The following is a 20193-nucleotide window of genomic DNA, read 5'->3' on the forward strand; positions in this document are numbered from 1 at the left end:
CGTCCGCACGGGTCAGCCGGACGTCCGAGGGGCGGGAAGACCCCCTGCCGGGCTAGCGTGGAACGACGATGACCACCTCACTCGCCGACCACCTGCGGTCGCTGCCCGACGAGTCGCTCGCCGCCCTCCTCCAACTGCGGCCGGACCTCGTGGTGCCCGTGCCCGCCGACGTCTCCGCGCTCGCCATCCGGGCCCAGTCCCGGGTCTCGGTGGCCCGCGCGCTCGACGGGCTCGACCAGTTCACCCTGCAGATCCTGGACGCCGCCCGGCTCACCCGGGACCCGGCCGAGGGCACCACCTCCACCGCCTCGGTGCTCGCCATGGCCACCGCCGGGCCGCACCCGCCCGCCCCCACCTCCGTCCGCGCCGCCGTGAACCGGCTGCGGGCGCTCTTCCTGCTGCACGGCCCCGAGAGCGCCCTGCGCGTGGTGGAGAGCGTCGACGAGGTCTCCCCGTACCCGGCGGGGCTGGGCCGGCCGGCGGCGGAGCTGGACCCGCGGTCGGCGGCGCTCTGCGCGGACCCGGCGAAGCTGCGGCGGACGCTGCTGGCCGCGCCACCCTCGGCCCGGGCCATCCTGGAGCGGCTGGCCGCCGGCCCGCCGGTGGGCAGCGTGCCGGCGGGCGCGTTGCAGGCGCCGCCGGTCGGCGCGGAGGACGACCTGCCCCCGGACCCGACCAACGGCGGCGCGCCGACCGGCTCGCCGGTGCGCTGGCTGGTCGACCACCACCTGCTGGTGCTGGTCTCCGGCCCCAGCAAGGCCAGCGCCACCGGCACCGTCGAGCTGCCCCGGGAGGTCGGCCTGCTGCTGCGCCGGGACAGCGGCCCGCTCGGCCCGCTGCGGACCAGCCCGCCGCCGGTGGCCACGCCGCCGCGCGAGCCGAAGGCCGCCGACTCCGCCGGAGCCGGGCAGACCATGGAGGCGGTACGGCACACCGAGGCGCTGCTGGAGCAGCTCGCGGCCGAGCCGGCGCCCGTGCTGCGCTCCGGCGGCCTGGGCGTGCGCGACCTGCGCCGGCTGGCCCGCGCGGTCGGGGTGGACGAGCCGACGGCCGCCCTGCTGCTGGAGGCGGCGTACGCGGCGGGGCTGATCGGCGAGGTGGACCTGCCCGGGGCCACCACCACCCGCTACGGGGCCGACCAGCAGGTGCTGCCCACCGCCGGGTACGAGGTGTGGCGGGCCGGCACGCTGGCGCAGCGCTGGGAGCAGCTCGGCCGGGCCTGGCTGACGATGACCCGGCAGGTCGGGCTGATCGGGCAGCGCGACGATCGGGACCGGCCGATCACCGTGCTCTCGGCCGAGGCGGAACGGGCCGGGGCGCCGGCCGCCCGACGCGCGGTCCTCGGGGTGCTCGCCAACCTGGAGCCCGCCACCGCGCCCACCCCCGAGGAGGTGCAGTCGCTGCTCGACTGGCGGGCGCCGCGGCGCAGCCGGGGGCGGGAGGCCGCGCACCGCGAGGTGCTGACCGAGGCGGCGACGCTGGGCGTGACCGGGCTGGGGGCGCTCACCTCGTACGGGCGGCTGCTGCTCGCCGACGTCACCGCCGTCGACGAGCGGGGCGGGGACGACCCGCTCGGGCTGCGCGCGGACGCCGAGGACGGCGACGGGACCGGCGCGGTGCGCGCGCTGGACGCGTTGTTGCCCGCCCCGGTCGACCACTTCCTGGTGCAGGCCGACCTGACCGTCGTGGTGCCCGGCCCGCCCGATCCGGCCCTCGCCGCCGAGCTGGAGGTGGTGGCCGAGCACGAGTCGGCCGGGGGCGCCAGCGTGCACCGGGTCACCCCGGCCAGCGTGCGCCGGGCCCTGGACGCCGGCTACTCGGCCGACGACCTGCACGCCCTGTTCCGGCGCCGGTCCCGCACCCCCGTACCGCAGGGGCTGACGTACCTGGTGGACGACGTGGCCCGCAAGCACGGCGGGCTGCGGGTCGGCTCCGCCGGGGCGTACGTGCGCAGCGACGACGAGGCGCTGCTGACCGAGGTGCTCGCCGACCGGCGGCTGGAGTCGCTGGCCCTGCGCCGGCTCGCGCCGACGGTGCTGTCGACCCCGTACCAGGTGGGCCGGATGCTCACGGCCCTGCGCGAGGCCGGGTACGCCCCGGTGCCGGAGGACGCGAGCGGGGCGGCGGTGCTGTCCCGCCCGAAGACCCGCCGGGCCCCGGCCCGGGTGTCGGTGGCGACCCGGACCCTCGACCCGCTGACCGCGCCGAAGCTGTCCATGCCCCGCCTGCTGGGCGTGGTGGAGCAGATCCGGCGCGGCGACGCGGCGGCCCGGGCGGCGCGGCGCGCGCCGGCGGTGGTCCGGGGCGGTGCGGCGCGTACCGGGCCGGTGCCGGCGCACACCCACAGCGACGCCCTCGCCGTGCTCCAGCAGGCGGTGCGGGACAAGGCGCTGGTCTGGGTCGGGTACGTCGACGCGCACGGGGCGAACGCGTCCCGGCTGGTCCGGCCGGTCTCGATCGGCGCGGGTTACCTGCGCGCCGAGGACGAGCGGACGGAGATGCTGCACACCTTCGCCCTGCACCGGATCACGGCGGCGGTGCTGGAGGACTGAGCGTCGCGCCCGTCCCCCACCGGTCGTTCCTCCGGCAGGGCCGGCGACCTCGGGCCGGGTCAGCGCCGGCTGCGGCGTACCGTCCCGACGACGGAGACGACCAGCAGCAGCGCGAATCCGGCGCCGGCCGACTCGCCGACCGAGTCGACGAAGCCCTGTTCGAGCACCAGCCAGCCGAAGAGGAACCAGCCGAGGAGCACCGCCGCGGCGGCCGCGTACGCGACGACGGTGACGGTGGAGACCCCCTCGTCCGGCGACCGGTCGCGCTCGGCACTGTGCTCCGGTCTCGCTTCCCGGTCGACCGTCATCTCCAGCCTCCCCGTCGGTCCGACGCCTGGCATTCCAGCGTGTCACTCGGGTGACCGGAGTGACAGGGGATAAAACCCCGATCGGACGACATGTGCGCCGCGGACGGGCCGGGACCCCGGGGCGGCGGCTCAGGTGCCGGGGCGCCGCCCGACCAGCACCACCCGGCTGCCGACCTTGCCCAGCTCCCAGTACCGGACCGCGTCGGCGTGCAGCAGGTTGACGCAGCCGTGCGAGCCGATCGCCTTGTTGTGCAGGTAGGTCGTGGTCTCGTGGAAGCCCATCCCCTGGGTGAAGTGCTGCCAGTACGGGAGCCAGACCTCGTACGGGTCGGACCACTCCTTGATGTTGCGATAGTTGATCTTGAAGGTGCCGGCCGGGGTGCGGTAGCCGGGCATCCCCGTCCGGGTGACCGTCGGCTTCACGAGCACCTTGCCGTTGCGCATCACCCAGGTCGTCTGCCGGGTCAGGTCGATGCAGAAGGTGGTGCCCGAGCCGGCCTTGCAGCGCGCCGTGTCGGTGGTGGCGAGCCGCTTCGCCACGTCGTGGGTGGTGGGCCCCGCGCGGCCGTGGGCGGGGCGGATGTCGTACCGCTTCTGGAACTTCTTGATCGCGGCGCAGTCGGCGGCGGACTGGCGGCCGTCCACGGTCAGCGTCCCGAAACCGCCCAGCCGGGCGAGGTACGCCTCCACCGCGCGCTGGTGCTCCCCCTGCGGGCAGCCGGCGGCCGACGGCGACGTGGTGGGCTTCGGCGCGGGCCGGGTCGGCCTCGGACGGTTCGGCGCGGGCTTCACCGCCGGCTTCGCCGTCGCCGTGCCGGCCCGCTGGTCCGGCCCGGGCGCACCGCTCGCCCCCGTTAGCTGCTCCGTGGCACCGACCGGGACGGGACCCCCGCCCCCACCTTCGTCGGCCCGCGGCTCGAACGCGCACGCACCGGCGCCGACCAGCGTGGCCACTGCCAGGGCGACGAGCCGGGTGGTGATCCGGACGTGTTTCATGGCGCCTCCCGTGACAGGTGTCCTATTGCTAGACGTTGCGAGTACCGCTCCGGTTGCGCCCCGTGTCCAGATTTTTCTGGCGTCACCCGGATACGTGCAAGACTGGTGGGTCGGCCCGGGGCGGGTCAGTCACCTCCCGGACAGCCGGCGACCCGAGGCGGAGGAGAGGCACTGGCGTGAGCGGTGGACCCCTGATCGTGCAGTCGGACAAGACCCTGCTGCTGGAGATCGACCACCCCGACGCGCAGGCGTGCCGGATGGCCATCGCGCCCTTCGCGGAGCTGGAGCGCTCCCCGGAACACGTGCACACCTACCGGCTGACCCCGCTCGGGTTGTGGAACGCGCGCGCCGCCGGGCACGACGCCGAGGCCGTGGTGGACGCGCTGATCAAGTACTCGCGGTACCCGGTGCCGCACGCGCTGCTGGTCGACGTGGCCGAGACGATGGACCGGTACGGCCGGCTCCAGCTCGCCAACGACCCGGCGCACGGGCTGGTGCTGCGGGCCCTGGACCGGGTGGTGCTGATCGAGGTCGCCAAGAGCAAGAAGCTCGCCGGGATGCTCGGCGCGAAGATCGACGACGACACGATCGCGGTGCACCCGTCCGAGCGGGGCCGGCTCAAGCAGGCGCTGCTCAAGCTGGGCTGGCCGGCAGAGGACCTGGCCGGCTACGTCGACGGCGAGGCGCACCCGATCGAGCTGGCCGAGGCCGGCAAGGACGGCGGCAAGCCGTGGACGCTGCGGTCGTACCAGCGGGAGGCCGTGGAGGCGTTCTGGGCCGGCGGGTCGGGTGTGGTGGTGCTCCCCTGCGGCGCGGGCAAGACGCTGGTCGGGGCGGCGGCGATGGCCGAGGCGAAGGCCACCACGCTGATCCTGGTCACCAACACGGTCGCCGGGCGGCAGTGGAAGCGCGAGCTGATCGCCCGCACCTCCCTGACGGAGGAGGAGATCGGGGAATACTCGGGCGAGCGCAAGGAGATCCGCCCGGTCACCATCGCCACGTACCAGGTGCTCACCTCGCGGCGCGGCGGCGCGTTCACCCACCTGGACCTGTTCGGGGCGCGCGACTGGGGCCTGGTCGTCTACGACGAGGTGCACCTGCTGCCCGCGCCGATCTTCCGCTTCACCGCGGACCTCCAGGCCCGCCGCCGGCTGGGGCTGACGGCGACGCTGGTCCGCGAGGACGGCCGGGAGGGCGACGTGTTCAGCCTGATCGGCCCGAAGCGGTACGACGCGCCGTGGAAGGACATCGAGTCGCAGGGCTGGATCGCCCCGGCCCAGTGCACCGAGGTACGCGTGACGCTCACCGACGCGGAACGCATGTCGTACGCGACGGCGGAGGCCGAGGAGCGCTACCGGATGGCGGCGACCGCCCGCACGAAGCTGCCCGTGGTCAAGGCGCTGGTGGATCGGCACCCGGGCGAGCAGACGCTGGTGATCGGCGGCTACATCGAGCAGCTGCACCAGCTCGGCGAATACCTCGACGCGCCGATCGTGCAGGGCTCGACCACCAACAAGGAACGGGAGCGGCTCTTCGACGCGTTCCGCTCCGGGGAGATCCGCACCCTCGTCATCTCGAAGGTCGGCAACTTCTCCATCGACCTGCCCGAGGCGGCGGTGGCGATCCAGGTCTCCGGCACGTTCGGCTCCCGTCAGGAGGAGGCGCAGCGGCTCGGGCGGGTGCTGCGGCCCAAGGCCGACGGCCGGCAGGCGCACTTCTACACGGTCGTCTCCCGGGACACCATCGACACCGAGTACGCCGCCCACCGCCAGCGCTTCCTGGCGGAGCAGGGGTACGCGTACACGATCGTCGACGCCGACGACGTCCTCGGCCCGAAACTCCCGACGATCGACTGACTCCCGTCACCTGTCGAGCCGTCGGGAGACCTCGCGGGGAGCACAGGTCCCTCCGGTCGACGTGGTGGACCTGGACCCCGGCTCAGCGGTGTGGCCCGACGCTGACGAATGACTGATCTCTGCCCGGGTACGCGGGCTGCGATACCGGCGACGGATTCGGGCCCGTGGCCCCGCACCGCCACCACGCTGGGCCACGACCCGGCGCGATTCGCGATGGCCGATCCGACATACGCGAGAAGAGGCATGCGATGAGGGACAGGATCCTCCAAGCTCTGAAGAGGCAGACAAAGTCAATCATGGTGCGCCGTAGGCGCAGGGATTCCATGATCAGCAAGCGGGGCCGCTCCAGAAGGCCCGGCAGGCTCTTCCAATAAGCGCGCATACGAAAGGGGTTGACGAGCCGCTACCGCGGCCCGTCAACCCACACGCGTCATCAAGGCCCGCCCGGGTGCTGGCCCGGCTCAGCGCCCGCGTCGAGCCGGGCGGCGTCACCGTCTCGGCCGAGGACCAGCAGGGCGTACGCCACTGGGTCTTCTGCGACCGGCCACTTGCCCGGCGACGCGCGGTGCACCCTGCCGACCAACCACACCGCGCCCTGCTCCCGCCGCCCCTGACGAACCCGCAACCAACCCGAGTAAGAGACGACCCGCCGTCCATCCGCGACCCGGCCCACTCCGACCGCGCGTTGCTCCGGCCAAATCTTGGACAGTTTCCGTTCCCTGGGAACGACAACTGTCCAAGATTGCCAAGCCGGCGGGGGCAGGGGCGGCGCAGCGGCGCCGATGTGGTCCCGACCGCTGAGCACGCGCGGGGCGGGCGGCGGGGCGTTGGGGGCCGACGGGCGAGCCGGCGCGGACGGGCCCGTGCTCGGGGCTGCCGGGTGGCTACGGCCGGCGGACCCGGTAGTAGAGGCGGGGACGTCGCCGTTCTCGTACCAGCGGAAGAGCAGGTCGAAGCCGCTCTCGCCCGGACCGGAGACGTAGCCGTCCAGCGACATGCTCGCCTCGGTGTAGACCCCGGCCATCAGAGCACCCGGGTGATCTGCTCGGCGGCGATCCGGGCTTCCAGGGTCGCCGGGTCGAGGTTGGCGCAGAGCACCACCGACGCGCCGACGGACAGCGGTGCCAGCAGCCAGTACACCGGCTGCTCGTGCTCGGCGACGTCGACCAGCAGCCGGTCGCCGGCCCGCAGGTCGAGCCGCTCGGCCACGGCCCGCGCGACGCTGCCCCACTGGCGGTAGCTCGTGCCGTCCGGGCTGGCCGCGTCGGCGCTGGTCAACGGGGCGGACGCGGGCAGCGCGTCGGTGTGCCGGGCCACCTCGGCGAGCCAGTCCAGGTAGCCCAGGGGCACCTCGGCCAACGGGGTGGACCCGAGCCCGAGGACGTAGCGGTGCCGGCCCTCGGGCACGTCCTCCAGCCAGTCGTCCAGCCGCTTCGCGCTGACGAAGACCGCGTCGAACGGCTCGTTGTCGCCCGGCCCGAGCTGCGGCAGCCCGGCGGTCGCCCGGGGGCGGAACGACACCGCCACCCCGGCCGACCAGGCGCCCAGCAGCACGGCGGCGGTCTGCCAGTGGGCCGGGAGCAGCACCGCGGCCCGGTCGCCGACGCCCAGCCCACAGCCCTCGCGCAGCAGCCCGGCGGCCCGCGCCGCCCAGCCGCCCAGCTCCGTGGCGGTCAGGTCGACCCGCTCACCGGTCGCGTCGTCGAGATACGTCAGCAGCGGCCGGTCCATCTCGGTGGGCCGGTCACCGGTCGGCGACTCCCGGACGAGGGCATCGGTCAGGATCATCACGCACTCCTCGGGCAGGCTCAGGCCACCCTACTCAACCAGCGTCGGACCGGCATTCCACTGACGCGCCGGCGAGGATCCACTGAGGACCCGTCACACCGGCAGCTCGGGGCCACCGTCGAGCAGCGGGGCGAGCAGGTCGCCGTCCTTCTCCACCCGCTTGAGCACTTCGCCCGCCACGTACGGCTTGGTGGCCGGCCGCTTCCCGGCCGCGCCTGCCTCGACCTCGTCCCAGGTCAGCGGGGTGGACACGGACGGCACCGACTGGGCCCGCAGCGAGTACGGCGACACGGTCGTCTTGGCCGCGTTGTTCTGGCTCCAGTCGATGAAGACCTTGCCGGGCCGCAGGTTCTTCGCCATCTTCGACACGACCAGTTTCGGGTGCGCCCGTTCCAGTTCCTGGGCGATCCGCTTGGCGTAGGCGGACACGTCCTCGGCGTCCTGCGTGCCGGCGATCGGGCAGCAGAGCTGCATGCCCTTCTTCCCGGACGTCTTCGGGTAGCTGTCGATGCCGTCCTCGGCGAGCCGGTCCCGCATCAGCAACGCCACCTGGCAGCACTGGCGCAGCGCCGCCGGCGGCCCCGGATCCAGGTCGACCACCATCATGTCCGGGTGCTCACCGATCTTCCACTGTGGGGTGTGCAGCTCCAGCGCGGCGAGGTTGGCCAGCCAGACCAGGGTGGGCAGGTCGTCGGCGACCACGTAGTCGATGGTCTCCCGGCCTTTGCTCGACCCGGGCGCGGGCAGCGTCTCGGTGCGTACCCAGCGGGGGGTTGCGGCCGGGGCGTTCTTCTCGAAGAACGAGCCGCCGGTGACCCCGTTGGGGAAGCGGATCCGGGTCAGCGCCCGGCCTTGCAGGTGCGGCAGGAGCACCGGGGCGATGCGGGTGTAGTAGTCGATCACCTCGCCCTTGGTGAACCCCGCGTCGGGATAGAGCACCTTGTCCAGGTTGGACACCTCCAGCGAGCGCCCCTCGACGTCCACCTTCAACCGCTCACCCGGCATCGTCGACCTCCTCGGCGGGCTTGTCCGGTCGCAGCCGGAGCACCCGGGGGAACCGCAACCGCCCGTCCGGGGTGCGCTGGCCGTACTTCACCTCCACCACGACCCTCGGTGTTACCCAGATCGCGCCCCGCGCATCCTCGCGCGGCAGGGCGTCGGCGAACGGCGACCCGCCGGTGCGCAGCGGCTCCAGCTCACGGAGCAGTTCCCGCTCGATGGCCGCGCCGATGCCGCCGCCGACCCGCCCCCGGTAGGTGAGCCGCCCGTCCGGGCGCGGCACCCCGACCAGCAGGCCGCCGATCTTCCGCGCCCCGGGCCGCCAGCCGCCGACCACGAAGTCGCCGGTCACCTCCAGCTTGACCTTCACCCAGTCCGGCGAGCGCACCCCCGGGCGGTAGACCGAGTCGACCCGCTTGGCCATCACCCCCTCCAGGCCGTGCTCGCCCGCCGCCTCGTAGGTGGCCAGGCCGTCGGGGAAGACCGGCGACACCGCCCACCGGGCGCCGCCGAGCGCCAGGCCGTCCAGGGCCTCCCGCCGGCGGGCGTACGACCAGCCGGTCAGGTCCTCGCCGTCGAGCCGGAGCAGGTCGAAGATCATGTACGTCACCGGGATGCTCGCCGCCAGCCGGGCGGCCTTGTTCCGGTCGCGGACGTGCATCCGCTCCGCCAGGGCGGTGAACGAGGGCTGGCCGTGCTCGCCGAGCAGCACCACCTCGCCGTCGAGCAGCGCGTCGCCCACCTGCTTCTGGAGGGTGGCCAGCTCGGGGTACGCGACGGTGATCTCGACGCCGGAGCGGGCGTACAGGTGCTGCCGGCCGCCGGAGATGTCGGCGAGCGCGCGCACGCCGTCCCACTTGAACTCGTACGCCCAGCCGGCACCCGCCGGGAGCTGCCCGGTCATCGCGAGCATCGGCTTGAGCGGCGCGCCGGGCACCCCATGACTGTACTTGCGCACGGAAGCGCTCGCGTGGCCTTCGATCTTTTGGGATCCTGGGCAGTACCGGCGAGAGGAGCACGGGATGCGGGCCATCTGGAAGGGAGCGGTCTCGTTCGGGCTGGTCTCGATCGGGGTGCGGGTCTACTCGGCCACCGAGGAGAAGGACATCCGCTTCCACCAGGTGCACCGGGACGACGGCGGCCGGATCCGTTACAAGCGCACCTGCCAGGTCTGCGGCGAGGAGGTCACCTACGACGACATCGCCAAGGGCTACGACATCGGCGGCGGCGAGATGGTGATCCTGACCGACGAGGACTTCGCCGACCTGCCGCTCTCCACCTCGCACGCGATCGACGTGCTGGAGTTCGTCCCCGCCGAGCAGGTCGACCCGATCCTCTACAACAAGGCCTATTTCCTGGAGCCCGAGGGCACCGCCACGAAGCCGTACGTGCTGCTGCGCGACGCGCTCGCCGACTCGGAGCGGGTGGCGATCGTCAAGGTGGCGCTGCGCCAGCGGGAGCAGCTCGCCACGCTCCGGGTCCGGGAGGGCGTGCTGCTGCTCAACACGATGCTCTGGCCGGACGAGATCCGTAGTCCCGACTTCGGCTTCCTGGACGAAGACCTGAAGGTCCGCCCGCCGGAGCTGGCCATGGCCAGCTCACTGATCGACTCGATGGCCGGCGAGTTCGAGCCGGACGCCTTCACCGACGACTACCGGGCGGCCCTCCAGGAGGTCATCGACGCGAAGGTGGAGGGTCGCGAGGTGGTCCAGCCGGAGGAGGTCGAGGAGGCCCCGGCCGCGGCGGTGGACCTGATGGCGGCGCTGAAGGCGTCCGTGGAACGGGCCAAGGCCGCCCGGGGCGAGGCGCCGGCCGGCGGTGGCGGCGAGCCGACCCCGATCTCGGCGGCCCGCTCCGCCCAGAAAAAGGCCGCCGAGAAGAAGGCCGCCAAGGCGCCGGCCAAGAAGGCCGCCGAGAAGAAGGCGGCGCCCAAGAAGACGGCCGCGAAGAAGGCCGCCCCGAAAGAGGCCGCCGAGGGCGAGAAGAAGCCCGCGACGAAGAAGGCGGCCCCGAAGAAGGCGGCCCGCAAGACCGCCTGACCCGCGCCGGTTCGCACCCGTACCGCCCCGCGCGAGCTGATCTCGCGCTCGCCAATTCGTTAGCAGGGGGCCCTTCCTCTACCGGAAACGTTAATAAGGTGCCCTTCCTTACAGCCGAGGTTGCCTTGACGCCGGTGGCAAGGTCTAGCGTCGGTCGCGTCGGACGAGGGAGGTCGGATGCTGATCGGTGAGCTGGCGGAACGCGCCGGCACGAGCACCCGGGCCCTGCGCTACTACGAGACGCACGGCCTGGTCCGGGCGGCCCGCTCGGCCAACGGCTACCGCGTCTACGACGAGGCGGAGCTGCACGTCGTACGCGAGATCCGGGCCCTGCTCGCGGTGGGCTTCGGGCTCGACGACATCCGCCCGTTCGTCGCCTGCCTCCGGGCCGGCAACGCCTCCGGTCACGTCTGCCCGGACTCCGTCGCGGTGCTGCGGCGGAAGCTGGCCGAGGTCGACGCCGGCATCGACCGACTGCACGCGGTCCGGCAGGAGCTGCGGGACCAGCTCGCCCACGCCATCGCCCACCGGGAGGAAACATGCTCAAGACTGCGCCGGACGGCTCGCTGACCGCCGTCACCGATGACACCTTCGCCGCCGTGGTGCTCGCCGCCGACCGGCCGGTGGTGGTCGACTTCTGGGCCGACTGGTGCCCGCCGTGCCGGGCGATCTCCCGCAGCCTCGCCGAGCTGGCCGGGGAGTTCGCCGGGCGGATGGTCTTCGCCACGATCGACACCGACGCGAACCCGGACACCACGCGCACGTACGGCGTGTTGTCCCTGCCCACCCTCCTGGTCTTCCGCCGGGGTGTGGTGGTCGGCTCGATCGTCGGGGCCCGTCCGAAGCACCACCTGCGGCAGTCCCTGGCCCGGCACCTGGCCGACTGAGCCCGCGCGCGTCGGCCGGCCGCCGCCCTGCCCCGGGCGTTCCTGCCGGTGCTGGTGGGGCGGGGGTGGCCCGCGTGGTGGAAGCGGGACGGCCGAGGCGGCACGGTGGGCGTCGGGGCGGGTACCGTGTGCGTCGGCTTTCCCCCCGGCACTCCGATGCCGGCCACACCTTCGCAGCAGGGAGTCGACGCCGTGAGCGAGCGTACGCAGAACCGAGCCCAGAAGTCGGAGCGGCGGCTGGCCGCCCAGTTGGCGGCGCAGAAGGCGGCCGAGGCGAAGCGTCGCCGGCAGGCCTGGGCCGGCGGGCTCGCCGGCGTCGCCGTGGTCGCGGTGCTGATCGCCGTCTTCGTGACGATCGGGCAGAACGACGACGACTCGAAGGAACAGGCAGCGGGCGCCCCGTCGGCGTCCGCCACCGCCCCGGCGGCCGACGCGCCCCCCGCCCCGCAGCTCCCGGCGGGTGCGGACCCGGCCCTGGGCACCAAGCCGACGGTCGCCGCCGGCAAGGGCGAGCTGAAGAAGCTCACCGTGACCCCGCTGATCAAGGGCACCGGGCCGGCGGTGCAGAAGGGCCAGACGATCACCACGAACTACGTGGGCGTGTTCTACAAGGACGGCAAGGAGTTCGACTCGTCGTGGAGCGGCGGCCAGCCGGCCTCCTTCGCGATCGGCGTCGGCCAGGTCATCCCTGGCTGGGACCAGGGCCTGGTCGGGGTGACCGTCGGCAGCCGCGTACAGCTCGACATCCCGGCCGAGCTGGCGTACGGCAACGACGCCTCCAGCGGGCGGCCGACCGGTCCGCTGCGCTTCGTCGTGGACGTGCTCGCGGCCCAGTGACCCGGGTGGCCGGCCCGGTTCGCCCGGGTTGTCGCCCCGGTGTGATGCAGTAGCCCACAAGGGGCTTCCGGCCCTTCACCCACCGGCAGTAGGTTCGGCGTCACCCCGGGCGGTCCGGCCGGCCGGGGTGACAACCGGACCGGACGCGGAGGTGCACGTGACGGCGCTGGACGACGCGGGGCGGACCGCCCGGGTGATGTGGACGCACTTCGAACCGGTCCACGCGGTCACCTACTTCCATCCCCGGGCCTGGGCCGCCTTCGAGGCGGTCGGGCTGCGCGGCTTCTGGCGTGGCTACTTCGCCGGCCGGGCGGCGCCGCTCGGGCCCGTCGACGCCGCGCCGGTGGTCGGGTCGTTCTTCAGCTTCGCCCCGCACACCGTGGCGCGGGCGCTGCCGGCGGTCTGGCGGCTCGCCACCCCGCAGGAGGCGCTACGCGCCCGGCTCACCGGCGCGGTGCAGGCGCTGGCCGAGCTGACCTACGAGCTGCCCGAGTCGCACCTGGTCGAGGCGGCCGAGCTGCTGGAGGCGGCCGCCGCCGAGGTGGAGCCCGCCGGCCGGGTGCTCGGCGCGGCCAATGCCGCCCTGCCGCGCGGCGAATACCCGCTGGCCCGGCTGTGGCAGGCCGCCACGACGCTGCGGGAGCACCGGGGCGACGGGCACGTCGGGGCGCTGGTCGCGGCCGACCTCGACCCGGTGGAGACGCTCGCCTGGCGGGTCGCGGTCGGCATGTCCCCGCTGAACCTGACCGGGCGGGGCTGGGCCGAGGAGCAGTGGGTCGCCGCCCGTGCCCGGCTGACTGAACGGGGCTGGCTCACCGCCGAGGGTGAGGCGACCGCGCAGGGCCGCGCCCGGTTCCAGGCGATCGAGGACGCCACCGACGCCGCCGCCGCGCGACCGTGGCGGGCGCTGGGCCGGGAGCGCACCGACCGGCTCCGGGAGCTGCTCGAACCGATCGCCCGCGCCGGCCACTCCGTCATCCCGGAGGGGAACCCGATCGGCCTGCCCGCCCCACAGAGCTGACCGCCGCCCGTCCGGGACGGCACAGGTCATGGTCCGCCCGGGGGACGGCGCGGGTCATCGCCCGGCGAGTCGGCGCGGGTCACCGCCCGTCCGGGGCGGCGCGGGTCATCGCCCGATGGGGCAGGATGGGGCCGTGGCGGATGCGGTGATCTTCGACCTGGACGGCGTGATCGTGGACTCCGAGCCGGTCTGGGAGGAGGTGCGACGGGCGTACGTGGCGGCGCACGGCGGGACCTGGCAGGCCGACACGCAGCGCCGGCTGATGGGCATGAGCACCGGCGAGTGGGCCCGGTACCTCAGCGGGGAACTGGGCGTCGACCGGAGCGCCGAGCAGGTCGCCACCGAGGTGGTCGAGGAGATGATCCGGCGGTACGCGGCGCGCGTACCGCTGATCGACGGGGCCGACGAGGTGGTGCGCCGGCTGGCCGGGCGGTGGCCGCTGGGGCTGGCCAGCTCGTCGCCGACCCGGCTGATCGCGGCGGCGCTGGCCGCGACGGGCCTGTCCGACGTGTTCGGCGCGACGCTGTCGACCGAGGAGACCGAGCGGGGCAAGCCGGCGCCGGACGTCTACCTGGCGGTCGCCGGGCGGCTGGGCGTCGACCCGGCCCGCTGCGTAGCCGTGGAGGACTCGTCCAACGGCGTCCGGTCGGCGGCCGCCGCCGGGATGACGGTGGTGGCGGTGCCGCACGGGTCGTACCCGCTGGACCCGGACGCCGAGCGGCTCGCGGCGGTGGTGCTGGGCGCGGTGGACGAACTGACCCCCGCCACGGTGGGCCGGCTCGGGTAGCAGCTCAGGCCGGGCGGGCGACCACGCCCAGCAGCGGCGTCGGCCGGTCGACCCGGGCGATCTCCGCGACGGTCCAGCCCGCGGCGCCCACGCGGTCGGTGAGCCGGTCGACGAGCGGGGCCAGCCGGGCGGGGTGCGGCGGCTCGTAGACCAGGTGCAGCACGCCGTCGGGGGCCAGCAGGCCGGCGAGGCGGCGGAACTCGGCCGTGGGCGGCCGGGTCCAGAACAGGTTGACGTTGACCGCGAGAATCCGGTCGTAGCGTTCACCGGACGAGTCCAGGGTGGACAGGTCGGCGTGCCGGAAGACGGCCCGGCCGGCGGCGACCTGTGCGGCGTTGCGCTGGGCGGCGGCCCGCAGCGCGGTGGCGGACCGGTCGACCGCGACGACCCGGGCGACCGCCGGCACCGCGCAGATGAGCGCGACGGCCACGCCGTTGCCGCAGCCGATCTCCAGCACCCGGTGGCCGGCGCGCAGGTCGAGCCGGTCCACGGCCCAGCGCAGCCGCTCCGGCACCGGCCTGGTCGCCACCCGGTCAGCGTAGCCACGCCGGGCCCGTCAGACCCGCCCGACTCGGGCCCGACCTCGGCACGCGTCGCCGCGCGGTCCCGCAGCTCCCCGGTGCCGGCCGGTTCGGCGTCGGCCCCAGCCCGTCCCGCATGACCACTCCCTCCCTCCGGTCACCCGGTTGCACGGTTTCCGGCCCCGCCGGGATCGGCATGAGCGCGGGTCCGCCGGGTACGGCAGCCGACGGCGCCCCGCGCCGGGGCCGCCGGGTGAGGAGACGGGGATGAAGGCGATCGTGTACGAGCGCACCGGCGACGCCTCGGTGCTGCAACTGGTCGACCGGCCGGTGCCGGAGCCGGGTCCCGGCGAGGTCCTGGTGCGGGTGGCGGTCTCCGGGGTGAACCCGACGGACTGGAAGTCGCGCCGGCAGGGGCCGCTGCCGGACGGCTGGCAGACGCCGGGGCAGGACGGCGCCGGGGTGATCGAGTCGGTCGGCGAGGGTGTCGACCGGGAGCTGACCGGCGAGCGGGTCTGGCTGTGGGAGGCCGCCTGGCAGCGTCCGTGGGGCACCGCAGCCGAGTACACGGTGGTGCCGGTCCGGCAGGCGGTGCCCCTCGGCGACGCCTCCTTCGACGTGGGAGCCTGCCTGGGCATCCCCTTCCTCACCGCGCACCGGTGCCTGACGGCCGGGGAGTACACGCCGGACCGGCTGCACGCCGGGTCGCTCAGCGACCACACGGTGCTCGTGCAGGGCGGGGCGGGGGCGGTGGGCAACGCGGCCATCCAGCTCGCGCGGTGGGCGGACGCCTGCGTGGTCGCCACGGTCAGCAGCCCCGAGAAGGCGCAGCTCGCGGCGGCGGCCGGCGCGTCCTTCGTGGTCAACTACCGCGAGCAGGACGTGGTCGAGGAGGTCCGCAAGATCGCGCCCGACGGGGTGCACACGATCGTCGAGGTCTCCGCGGCGCGCAACGCCGCGACCGACGTGCAACTGCTCGGGCGCGGCGGCGCGGTGTGCGTCTACGCCGACGACGGCGGGGACGAGGTGACTCTGCCGATTCGGCCGTCGATGGTGCCGAACGCGCGCTGGCAGTTCGTGCTCGTCTACACGGAGCCAAAGGCGGCCAAGGCCCAGGCGGTGGTGGACGTGGCCGCCGCGGCGGCGCAGGGCGGCATCCGGGTGGGCGAGGACGCGGGCCTGCCGCTGCACCACCACCCGCTCTCGGCGACCGCCGCCGCGCACCGGGCGGTGGAGAACTCGGTGGTCGGGAAGGTGCTCATCAGCACCAGCGCCGCAGGGTGACGGCCCGTCGGCCAGGATGGGATCAGCCGCCCGAAACCCCTCTGAGCTGGGCGAATTTCCCCATCGCCGGGACAGAGGCGAACAACTTTCGCAACAATGGTGGTGCGGGTCGCCCCGCAAGGAGCGGGCGGCCCCGGCGCGGTGCGAACGCCGGGGCCGCCCCTGGGGAGGGATGTCTCAGGAGTGCGTCCCTTACCCCAACAGGCGACGGTGCGCCTGAAAACGTTACGGGGCCGTCAGCTCCCGCACACTCAGCTCACCCTCGGCGTACCGCGAGCGGACCACCTTCTTGTCGAACTTGCCGACGCTGGTCTTCGGCACCGCGTCGATGACCGCCCAGCGCTCCGGCAACTGCCAGCGGGCCACCGACCCGGCCAGGAACTCCCGCAGCTCCTCCGGGTCGACCGACGCCCCCTCGCGGAGGACGACGGTGGCCAGGGGCCGCTCCCCCCAGCGCTCGTCGGGCACCCCGACCACGCAGGCCTCCAGCACGGCCGGGTGGGCCATCAGCGCGTTCTCCAGCTCCACCGAGGAGATCCACTCGCCGCCGGACTTGATCACGTCCTTCGACCGGTCGGTGAGGGTGATGTAGCCGTCCGGCGAGAGGGTGCCGACGTCACCGGTGCGCAGCCAGCCGTCACGGAACTTCTCCTCGTCCGGGGTGTCGTCGCCGAGGTAGCGGGCGGTCACCCAGGGCCCCCGGACCTCCAGCTCGCCCACGGACGTGCCGTCGGCGGGCATCGGCTCGCCCAGCGGGCCGACGATCCGGGCCTCGACCCCGGCCGGCACCCGGCCCTGGGTGTAGCGGTAGCGCCAGGCGTCGTCGCCGGTCGCCCCGGCCGGCGGGCGGGCCACCGAGCCGAGCGGCGACATCTCGGTCATCCCCCAGGCGTGCACGATGTCGATGCCGTGCCGATCGCCGAACGCGTGCATCAGCGCCGGTGGACAGGCCGAACCGCCGACGATCACCTCCTTCAGCGAGGAGGTGTCCACCTCGTGGCCGTCCAGGTGGGCCAGCAGGTCGTTCCAGATGGTCGGCACCGCCCCGGCCAGGGTGGGCCGCTCGGCGGCGATCATGTCGGCGATCGGCGCGGCCTGGAGGAACCGGTCCGGCATGATCACCGACGCACCGGAGATGAACGCCGCGTACGGCAGCCCCCAGGCCATGGCGTGGAACATCGGCACGATGACCAGCTCGCGGGTGGTCGGGCCGAGGCCGAACGACTCCGGCATGCAGACCTGCAGCGAGTGCAGGTATATCGACCGGTGCGAGTAGGCGACGCCCTTGGGGTTGCCGGTGGTCCCGGAGGTGTAGCAGAGGGCGGCGGCGGCGCGCTCGTCCACCTCCGGCCAGTCGTAGACGTCGGGCCGATCGGCCAGCAGCGCGTCCCAGTGGTGTACGGCGATCCGGTCGCCGGCCGCGGCCACCAGCGGGGCCGGGTCCCCGCCGCCGACCACGACCACGTGCCGCACCGTGGTCATCTCGCCGATCACCCGGGCGAGCAGCGGGATGAGCGTCGAGTCGACCAGCACCACCCGGTCCTCGGCGTGGTTGGCGATGTAGGCGACCTGCTCCGGGAAGAGCCGGATGTTGAGGGTGTGCAGCACGGCGCCCATGCTCGGCACCGCGAAGTAGGCCACGAGGTGCTCGTTGTTGTTCCACATGAAGGTGGCGACCCGCTCGTCGCCGGTGACCCCGCACTCGTCGCGCAGCGCGTGGGCCAGCCGGGCGGCCGTCCGCCCGACCTCGGCGTACGTCATGCGGCGCGGTTCGCCGCCGGTCCACGTGACGACCTCGGCCGTGCCGTGCACGGTCGAACCGTGGGTGAGGATCCGCGCGACCTGGAGGGGGGCGTCCATCATCGTGCTACGCATGGGTAACAAATTAGTGTCGCCGGTCACACCTTGGGAACCCTGGAAAACCCGTCCGCCCCCGGCCAGCCCCGTAAATTGTCCGGGTGAGCATCTCCTGGGCCGATTCGTACGTGGGCCAGTTGCGCGCCCTGGCCGGTGACCGGACGCTGATGTTCGTCGGGGCCCGCGCCGTGGTCCGCGACAACGCCGGGCGCGTCCTGCTGATCCAGCGCTCCGACAACCACCAGTGGGCCCTGCCGGCCGGGGCGATGGAGCTGGGCGAGTCGATCGCCGACTGCGCCGTCCGCGAGGTGCGCGAGGAGACCGGCCTGCGCGCCCTGCGGGTCAGCGCCTTCGCCCTCTACACCGGCCCGGACCGCACCCACACCAACATGTACGGCCACACGTACCAGATCTTCACGACCGCCTTCCGCGTCGAGGAGTGGGACGGCAACCTGGCCCGGGCCACCGACGAGACCGTCGACGCCGGCTTCTTCCACCGGGAGCAGTTCCCGGCCCCGCTCTCCACGAGCGTCCCCGAGACCCTCGCCGACCTCGACGTCTTCGAGCAGACCAACCGCCTGATCCTCAAGTGAGGTGTAAGGAAGGGCCCCTTCCTATCCAAAAACGATAGGAAGGGGCCCTTCCTTACACCTCAGGCCTGGGCCGGGCGCTGGTTCGCGCACCCGGGTCACAGCATGGTCTGGCTCTTCGCCTCCATCTCGGCGGCGGCCTCCTCCTTCGACTCCCGGGACAGCGGCTTGCCGCCCGGCGCCGGGGCCTCGCCACCGAGGCCGTCCGTGCCGCCCGTGGTGCCGCCGGGGCCCGCCCCGCGCAGCTTCTCGTTCGGCAGCGCGAGGGTGACCAGCACCGCCACGATCGCGATCAGCCCGGTGGTCAGGAAGACCAGGTGCAGCGACTCGACGAACGACACCTGGACGGCCGCGCGGACGGGGGCGGGCAGGGCCAGGATGGTGGCCGGGTCGTTGACCGAGACGTTCGCTCCGCCGCTCGCCGCCACCGCGGCCTGCTGCTGCGGGGGCAACTGGGCGATCGCCCCCGGCAGCCGGTCGGCCAGCTCGGACGTGAGCCGCGACGACAGCACCGCACCGAGGATGGCGACGCCGAACGACCCGCCCAGCGACCGGAAGAACGTCGCCGACGAGGTGCCGGCGCCCAGGTCCCGCATCGAGACGGCGTTCTGCACGGCCAGGATCAGCGACTGCATGCAGAGGCCCAGCCCGACACCGATCACCACCATGAAGCCGAAGGCCGCCCAGAGCGAGGTGCCCACCTCCAGCCGGGTGAACAGCAGCATGCCGACCACCAGCACCGCCGCACCGGCAACGGGGAACCACTTGTACCGCCCGATCCGACTCATCGCCCGGCCGGTCAGCACCGAGGTGACGATGATGCCCGCCATCATCGGCAGCATCAGCAGGCCGCTGCGGGTCGGCGAGGCGCCCTTGACGATCTGGAGGTAGAGCGGGATGAAGATGATCGACCCGAACATCACCAGGCCGAGCACGAAGCCGGCGCTGTTGGCCAGGGCGAAGGTGGCGCTGCGGAACAGCCGCAGCGGCAGGATCGGCTCGGCCACCCGGGCCTCCTGGAGCACGAAGAGCACGCCGAGCACCACGCCCGCGACGAAGAGCCCGATGATCACGCCGGAGTCCCAGGCGTACTCGTTGCCGCCCCAGCTCAGCGCGAGCAGCAGGCAGCTCACCCCGGCGACCAGCAGCGCCGCGCCGAGCCAGTCGATCGCGTGGTCGCGCCGGGTGAACGGGATCAGCCGCATCACCCGGGAACAGACCACGATCGCCAGGATCGCCAGCGGCACGTTGACGTAGAAGATCCACCGCCAGTCGGTCTCGGCGAAGTAGCCGCCGACCAGCGGCCCGGCGACCGAGGAGAGACCGAAGACCGCCCCGAACAGCCCCTGGTAGCGACCGCGTTCCCGGGGCGTGACCACGTCCGAGATGATGGTGAACGCCAGCGTCATCAGGCCGCCGGCGCCGAGACCCTGGATCCCGCGGGTGACGATGAGCTGGGTCATGTCCTGCGACAGGCCGGCCAGCAGCGAGCCGAGCAGGAACGTGCCGATGGAGAAGAGGAACACCGGGCGACGCCCGTACAGGTCGGCCATCTTGCCGTAGAGCGGCGTCGAGGCGGTGGAGGCGAGCAGGTACGCGGTGACCACCCACGAGTAGTGGTTGATCCCGCCCAGCTCGCCGACGATCGTCGGCAGGGCGGTGCCGACGATCGTCTGGTCGAGCGCGGCCAGCAGCATGCCGGTCATCAGGCCGAACATGAGCAGCCGGATCTGCCGCCTGTTGAGCACCGGGGCTTCCGTGGTCATCCCAGGTCCTTTCCCCGCCCACCCGAAACATGCGTGCCGGCCGGGTCGACCGTGCGGTGGGCCGGCGGTGCCGGTCGTCGGTCCGCCGACCGCCACGGTCGACGA

At 73.7% G+C, this 20193-nt stretch carries 18 protein-coding genes; 10 read left to right on the top strand and 8 right to left on the bottom strand.

The window, feature by feature from the left end; translation table 11 throughout:
* The first annotated feature begins 68 nt into the window (after nt 1–68).
* Nucleotides 69–2552, top strand: coding sequence for a helicase-associated domain-containing protein (locus tag ACGFZ2_RS14035; protein WP_393453326.1), 2484 nt, complete (start codon nt 69–71; stop codon nt 2550–2552).
* Nucleotides 2553–2611: 59 nt separating this feature from the next.
* On the opposite strand, the gene ACGFZ2_RS14040 is transcribed toward ACGFZ2_RS14035, so the two are convergent.
* Together ACGFZ2_RS14040 and ACGFZ2_RS14045 are read right to left on the bottom strand one after the other, a co-directional pair.
* Entirely contained in the window at nt 2612–2860 is a 249-nt protein-coding gene (locus tag ACGFZ2_RS14040) for a hypothetical protein (protein WP_393453329.1), read from the bottom strand.
* A gap of 129 nt (nt 2861–2989) precedes the next feature.
* Nucleotides 2990–3856 (bottom strand): L,D-transpeptidase family protein, encoded by an 867-nt coding sequence (locus ACGFZ2_RS14045; RefSeq protein ID WP_393453332.1) that lies wholly within the window; start codon nt 3854–3856, stop codon nt 2990–2992.
* 176 nt (nt 3857–4032) lie between these two features.
* On the opposite strand from ACGFZ2_RS14045, the gene ACGFZ2_RS14050 reads away from it, so the two are divergent.
* Nucleotides 4033–5712 carry a DNA repair helicase XPB gene (locus ACGFZ2_RS14050; protein ID WP_393257796.1) on the top strand — a complete coding sequence of 560 codons (1680 nt, stop codon included), beginning with the start codon at nt 4033–4035 and terminating at the stop codon, nt 5710–5712.
* Nucleotides 5713–6735: 1023 nt separating this feature from the next.
* On the opposite strand, the gene ACGFZ2_RS14055 is transcribed toward ACGFZ2_RS14050, so the two are convergent.
* From ACGFZ2_RS14055 to ligD (ACGFZ2_RS14065), 3 genes are all read right to left on the bottom strand, one after another.
* Nucleotides 6736–7500 carry a TIGR03089 family protein gene (locus tag ACGFZ2_RS14055; RefSeq protein WP_393257790.1) on the bottom strand — a complete coding sequence of 255 codons (765 nt, stop codon included), beginning with the start codon at nt 7498–7500 and terminating at the stop codon, nt 6736–6738.
* Nucleotides 7501–7593: 93 nt separating this feature from the next.
* Entirely contained in the window at nt 7594–8505 is a 912-nt protein-coding gene (ligD, locus tag ACGFZ2_RS14060) for a non-homologous end-joining DNA ligase (RefSeq protein WP_393453335.1), read from the bottom strand.
* Nucleotides 8495–9436 carry a non-homologous end-joining DNA ligase gene (gene ligD / locus ACGFZ2_RS14065; protein WP_393453338.1) on the bottom strand — a complete coding sequence of 314 codons (942 nt, stop codon included), beginning with the start codon at nt 9434–9436 and terminating at the stop codon, nt 8495–8497. The genes ligD (ACGFZ2_RS14060) and ligD (ACGFZ2_RS14065) overlap by 11 nt, the downstream gene beginning before the upstream one ends.
* An 85-nt stretch (nt 9437–9521) precedes the next feature.
* Between ligD (ACGFZ2_RS14065) and ACGFZ2_RS14070 the strand changes: the two genes are divergently transcribed.
* From ACGFZ2_RS14070 to ACGFZ2_RS14095, 6 genes are all read left to right on the top strand, one after another.
* Nucleotides 9522–10538: a Ku protein gene (locus ACGFZ2_RS14070; protein WP_393453341.1), complete on the top strand. Its 1017-nt coding sequence runs from the start codon at nt 9522–9524 to the stop codon at nt 10536–10538.
* 177 nt (nt 10539–10715) lie between these two features.
* The gene (locus ACGFZ2_RS14075; RefSeq protein ID WP_350701749.1) at nt 10716–11108 is read left to right on the top strand and encodes a MerR family transcriptional regulator; all 393 of its coding nucleotides are present in this window, start codon (nt 10716–10718) and stop codon (nt 11106–11108) included.
* Complete coding sequence (gene trxA / locus ACGFZ2_RS14080) at nt 11078–11425, top strand: thioredoxin (RefSeq protein WP_393453344.1); 348 nt, start codon at nt 11078–11080, stop codon at nt 11423–11425. The genes ACGFZ2_RS14075 and trxA overlap by 31 nt, the downstream gene beginning before the upstream one ends.
* 156 nt (nt 11426–11581) lie before the next feature.
* A complete protein-coding gene (locus tag ACGFZ2_RS14085; RefSeq protein WP_393453347.1) occupies nt 11582–12262 on the top strand; it encodes an FKBP-type peptidyl-prolyl cis-trans isomerase in 681 nt (226 codons plus the stop codon).
* A gap of 196 nt (nt 12263–12458) precedes the next feature.
* A complete protein-coding gene (locus tag ACGFZ2_RS14090) occupies nt 12459–13283 on the top strand; it encodes a hypothetical protein (RefSeq protein ID WP_393453682.1) in 825 nt (274 codons plus the stop codon).
* 115 nt (nt 13284–13398) lie between these two features.
* Nucleotides 13399–14070: an HAD family hydrolase gene (locus tag ACGFZ2_RS14095; protein ID WP_393453350.1), complete on the top strand. Its 672-nt coding sequence runs from the start codon at nt 13399–13401 to the stop codon at nt 14068–14070.
* Between the two features lie 4 nt (nt 14071–14074).
* On the opposite strand, the gene ACGFZ2_RS14100 is transcribed toward ACGFZ2_RS14095, so the two are convergent.
* Complete coding sequence (locus ACGFZ2_RS14100; protein ID WP_393453353.1) at nt 14075–14599, bottom strand: SAM-dependent methyltransferase; 525 nt, start codon at nt 14597–14599, stop codon at nt 14075–14077.
* Nucleotides 14600–14858: 259 nt separating this feature from the next.
* Between ACGFZ2_RS14100 and ACGFZ2_RS14105 the strand changes: the two genes are divergently transcribed.
* Nucleotides 14859–15875, top strand: a complete 1017-nt coding sequence (locus tag ACGFZ2_RS14105) for an NADPH:quinone reductase (protein ID WP_393257769.1) — start codon at nt 14859–14861, stop codon at nt 15873–15875.
* Nucleotides 15876–16100: 225 nt separating this feature from the next.
* On the opposite strand, the gene ACGFZ2_RS14110 is transcribed toward ACGFZ2_RS14105, so the two are convergent.
* Nucleotides 16101–17735 (bottom strand): fatty acid--CoA ligase, encoded by a 1635-nt coding sequence (locus ACGFZ2_RS14110; RefSeq protein ID WP_393453685.1) that lies wholly within the window; start codon nt 17733–17735, stop codon nt 16101–16103.
* A gap of 98 nt (nt 17736–17833) precedes the next feature.
* On the opposite strand from ACGFZ2_RS14110, the gene ACGFZ2_RS14115 reads away from it, so the two are divergent.
* A complete protein-coding gene (locus ACGFZ2_RS14115) occupies nt 17834–18325 on the top strand; it encodes an NUDIX domain-containing protein (RefSeq protein WP_393453356.1) in 492 nt (163 codons plus the stop codon).
* Nucleotides 18326–18420: 95 nt separating this feature from the next.
* Here the strand turns inward: ACGFZ2_RS14115 and ACGFZ2_RS14120 are convergent, their stop codons facing one another.
* A complete protein-coding gene (locus tag ACGFZ2_RS14120) occupies nt 18421–20088 on the bottom strand; it encodes an MDR family MFS transporter (protein WP_393453359.1) in 1668 nt (555 codons plus the stop codon).
* Nucleotides 20089–20193: the final 105 nt, after the last annotated feature.

It is taken from the genome of Micromonospora sp. NPDC048063 (genome assembly GCF_043202855.1).
Taxonomy (GTDB): Bacteria; Actinomycetota; Actinomycetes; order Mycobacteriales; family Micromonosporaceae; genus Micromonospora.